The following is a 2827-nucleotide window of genomic DNA, read 5'->3' on the forward strand; positions in this document are numbered from 1 at the left end:
TTTTCAAAAATATTTTTTTTGAACTTTTTGCTTTATTACTAATCACTAATCCCTATTAACTAATGACTTTCTCAAAGCGGGTGCAAAAGTAATACCTTTTTTGATATATCCAAAATAATTTGATGAAATTTTTTACAAAATCATTATCAACAAAAAATAAAAAACTATAAAACAATAGTTTATAGTAAAACAAAAAGAATTAAAAAACAATCAATAATTACAAAACTTAGAAAGAAAAACAATCAAAAGTAATGATTTCTCACGTTGCAATACCATAATATATATCCAACTTGTTCAATAACTAACTTTTTTTACCTTTGCAAAAAATCAATTTTATGTACATATATAATTTAAGTGCTGTTGTAGAAAGAGACATCCACATACAATGGCTAAACTGGATAAAAGAAACATATATCCACAAAGTTTATGAAACAAACAAAATTAAATCAGTGAGGATTTTTAAAATTTTGAATATGGAAAATGACATTACCTATGCCATTCATCACGAAACGGATTCCCCTCAAGATTTATTTGACTTCATCAAAAAAGAAATTCCTACACTCATACAATTAAATATGGAGAACTTTTCTAACAAAGTACTAATGTTCGGGACGGAACTCAAAGAAATCGAATTATAAATAAGGAAGCACTAAACAAAAATAACAAATCACGATGGAAGCAGTAAAAGCTAAAAAACATTTAGGACAACATTTCCTAAAAGACCTCAATATCGCTCAAAAAATTGCCGATACACTCTCACTTTCGGGATATAGTAAGGTTTTGGAGATAGGTCCTGGAATGGGTGTGCTTACACAATTCCTTTTAAAGAGAGATACCGAAGTACACGTTATCGAAATTGACAAAGAATCGGTGAATTATTTGCAAAAAAACTTCCCTACTCTACAAAATAATATCATTAGTGATGATTTTTTGAAGTTCGATATCCTTTCATACTTCCGAAGTGAGCCTTTTGCCGTGATAGGCAACTTCCCTTACAACATTTCTTCGCAAATTATATTCAGAACACTCGAATTACGCGACTATATTCCTGAATTTAGTGGAATGTTTCAAAAAGAAGTGGCAGAACGTATCTGCGAAAAGCCAGGAAGTAAAACATACGGCATTCTGTCTGTACTAACTCAAGCCTTCTATGAAGCAGAATACCTATTCACTGTGTCAGAAAATGTGTTCAATCCGCCACCTAAGGTCAAAAGTGGAGTACTTCGACTACAGCGGAAAGCAAATTATCATCTGGACTGCGACGAAAAAAAGTTCTTTCACGTGGTAAAAACAGCGTTCAACCAAAGGCGAAAAACGCTTCGTAACAGCTTAAAACAATTTCTTTCCAACGAAGAAGTCAAGCAGAATAAAATCTTTGATAAGCGTCCCGAACAACTCTCGTGGCAGGAATTTCAATATATTACAAATCTAGTTGATTGAAGGGAGTAAGGATAAAGTTACAAGAACCAAGTAAAAAGGAACAAGGAGTGAGGAAAAAGTATAAAGAGTAAAGGATAAAGTTGCAAGAACCAAGTAAAAAAGAACAAGAAATAATAGAAAAGAATAGATAAAAATAAAAATCAATATCCGAAAATTGAAAATAAATAAAGAAAAATAGAAAATAATATACGGAATACAGAAATCAATATCTGGAAATTAAAAACAAACATAAGAAAACATAAATCAATATCCGAAAACTGAAAATAAATATAGAAAAACATAAAACAACATACGAAATATAAAAAACAATACAAGAAAACTCAAAAAAAGAAACCTCAGCATACAATCATAGCAACCTAAAAGAAAAATTAAAATATTTTTATCAAAAAATTTGTTTTATTCATTTTAAAAACATATATTTACGGCAGATTTTTTCTTCTCTTAATAAAAAAATATTTTATAAACCTAAAAAGTAAAAGCTATGGCAAAACAAATGACTTTTAAGCAGGAACATTACACAGCAGTAGCAGACTTTATTGCTGTAAGTTTCGAGAGAGATTTGTCTGATTTCTCAAATGTATTTAAAACAATGAATGATTCTTATTTGGAAAAATTCAAACAAGCTATCGAGTCGGCTAAAAATTCAGTTTCAGCAACCGAACTAAAAATGAAACAAAAAGAAGCTACTAAGAAGCTGTATGAAACATCAAAAGAACTCAGCGATATTGTTTTACTACTGAAGAAATATGCTAAGAGAGCGAATGTTGATGTATCGATGCTACAAGAAACCGTAAATCAACTAAAGGCAAGAAATGTAGAAACTCCTATAAAAACGTTGCGTGATGCCTTTCCTTACCTAACAAGTGTAGCAAATAAGCTCGAGGATATGCCGGATAACTTCTTGGACAAAATACTTCCGATGGTCACTTCTTTAGAAAACCTAAATACCGAGCAAAACAAACTGATGAATGAAGGGAAAAAGATAAGCAACGAAAGAAAACCTATCTACAAAAACCTTTATAAGTACATCAGTGAAATTGCCGAAGCAGGTAAAATCATCTATAAAGACAGCTATAAAAAAAGTGAATACACCATTTCAAAAATTTTGGCACGTGTTCAGAGTAAACAAGTTAATGTAAAGGATAAAGTGTAAAGAAGTAAGGGATAAAGTTACAAAATCCAAGTTTCAAGGGGCAAAATTCCCCCTTTTAAGGGGGTTAGGGAGATGTTTAGTAACATAAGTCAAGTTTCAGGAAGTGAAATTTAAGTTACAAGTAACAAAATCCAAGTTTTAAGGAATAAAATTTTCCTTTTTAAGGGGGTTAGGGGGATGTTAGAAGAAGAATTAAAATAAAAAACACCCTTTCTGTCAGGCTGAGCGAAGTCG

General features: G+C 31.0%; 3 protein-coding genes. All 3 read left to right on the top strand.

Annotated features, from left to right (window positions below):
- Nucleotides 1-335 precede the first annotated feature (335 nt).
- The 3 genes from YW9_RS0108640 (at nt 336) to YW9_RS0108650 (ending at nt 2593) form a co-directional block, all read left to right on the top strand.
- Nucleotides 336-638, top strand: a complete 303-nt coding sequence (locus YW9_RS0108640; protein ID WP_018279775.1) for a DUF4286 family protein — start codon at nt 336-338, stop codon at nt 636-638.
- A gap of 34 nt (nt 639-672) precedes the next feature.
- Nucleotides 673-1440, top strand: coding sequence for a 16S rRNA (adenine(1518)-N(6)/adenine(1519)-N(6))-dimethyltransferase RsmA (gene rsmA / locus YW9_RS0108645; RefSeq protein WP_018279776.1), 768 nt, complete (start codon nt 673-675; stop codon nt 1438-1440).
- Nucleotides 1441-1921: 481 nt separating this feature from the next.
- Nucleotides 1922-2593, top strand: a complete 672-nt coding sequence (locus tag YW9_RS0108650; protein WP_018279777.1) for a hypothetical protein — start codon at nt 1922-1924, stop codon at nt 2591-2593.
- The last annotated feature ends 234 nt before the right edge of the window (nt 2594-2827 follow it).

This window comes from Capnocytophaga cynodegmi DSM 19736 (assembly GCF_000379185.1).
GTDB lineage: Bacteria > Bacteroidota > Bacteroidia > Flavobacteriales > Flavobacteriaceae > Capnocytophaga > Capnocytophaga cynodegmi.

Coding starts and splice junctions, on each gene's coding strand:
- rsmA (WP_018279776.1), top strand. CDS start 673: ATGGAAGCAGTAAAAGCTAAAAAACATTTAGGACAACATTTCCTAAAA.
- YW9_RS0108650 (WP_018279777.1), top strand. CDS start 1,922: ATGGCAAAACAAATGACTTTTAAGCAGGAACATTACACAGCAGTAGCA.
- YW9_RS0108640 (WP_018279775.1), top strand. CDS start 336: ATGTACATATATAATTTAAGTGCTGTTGTAGAAAGAGACATCCACATA.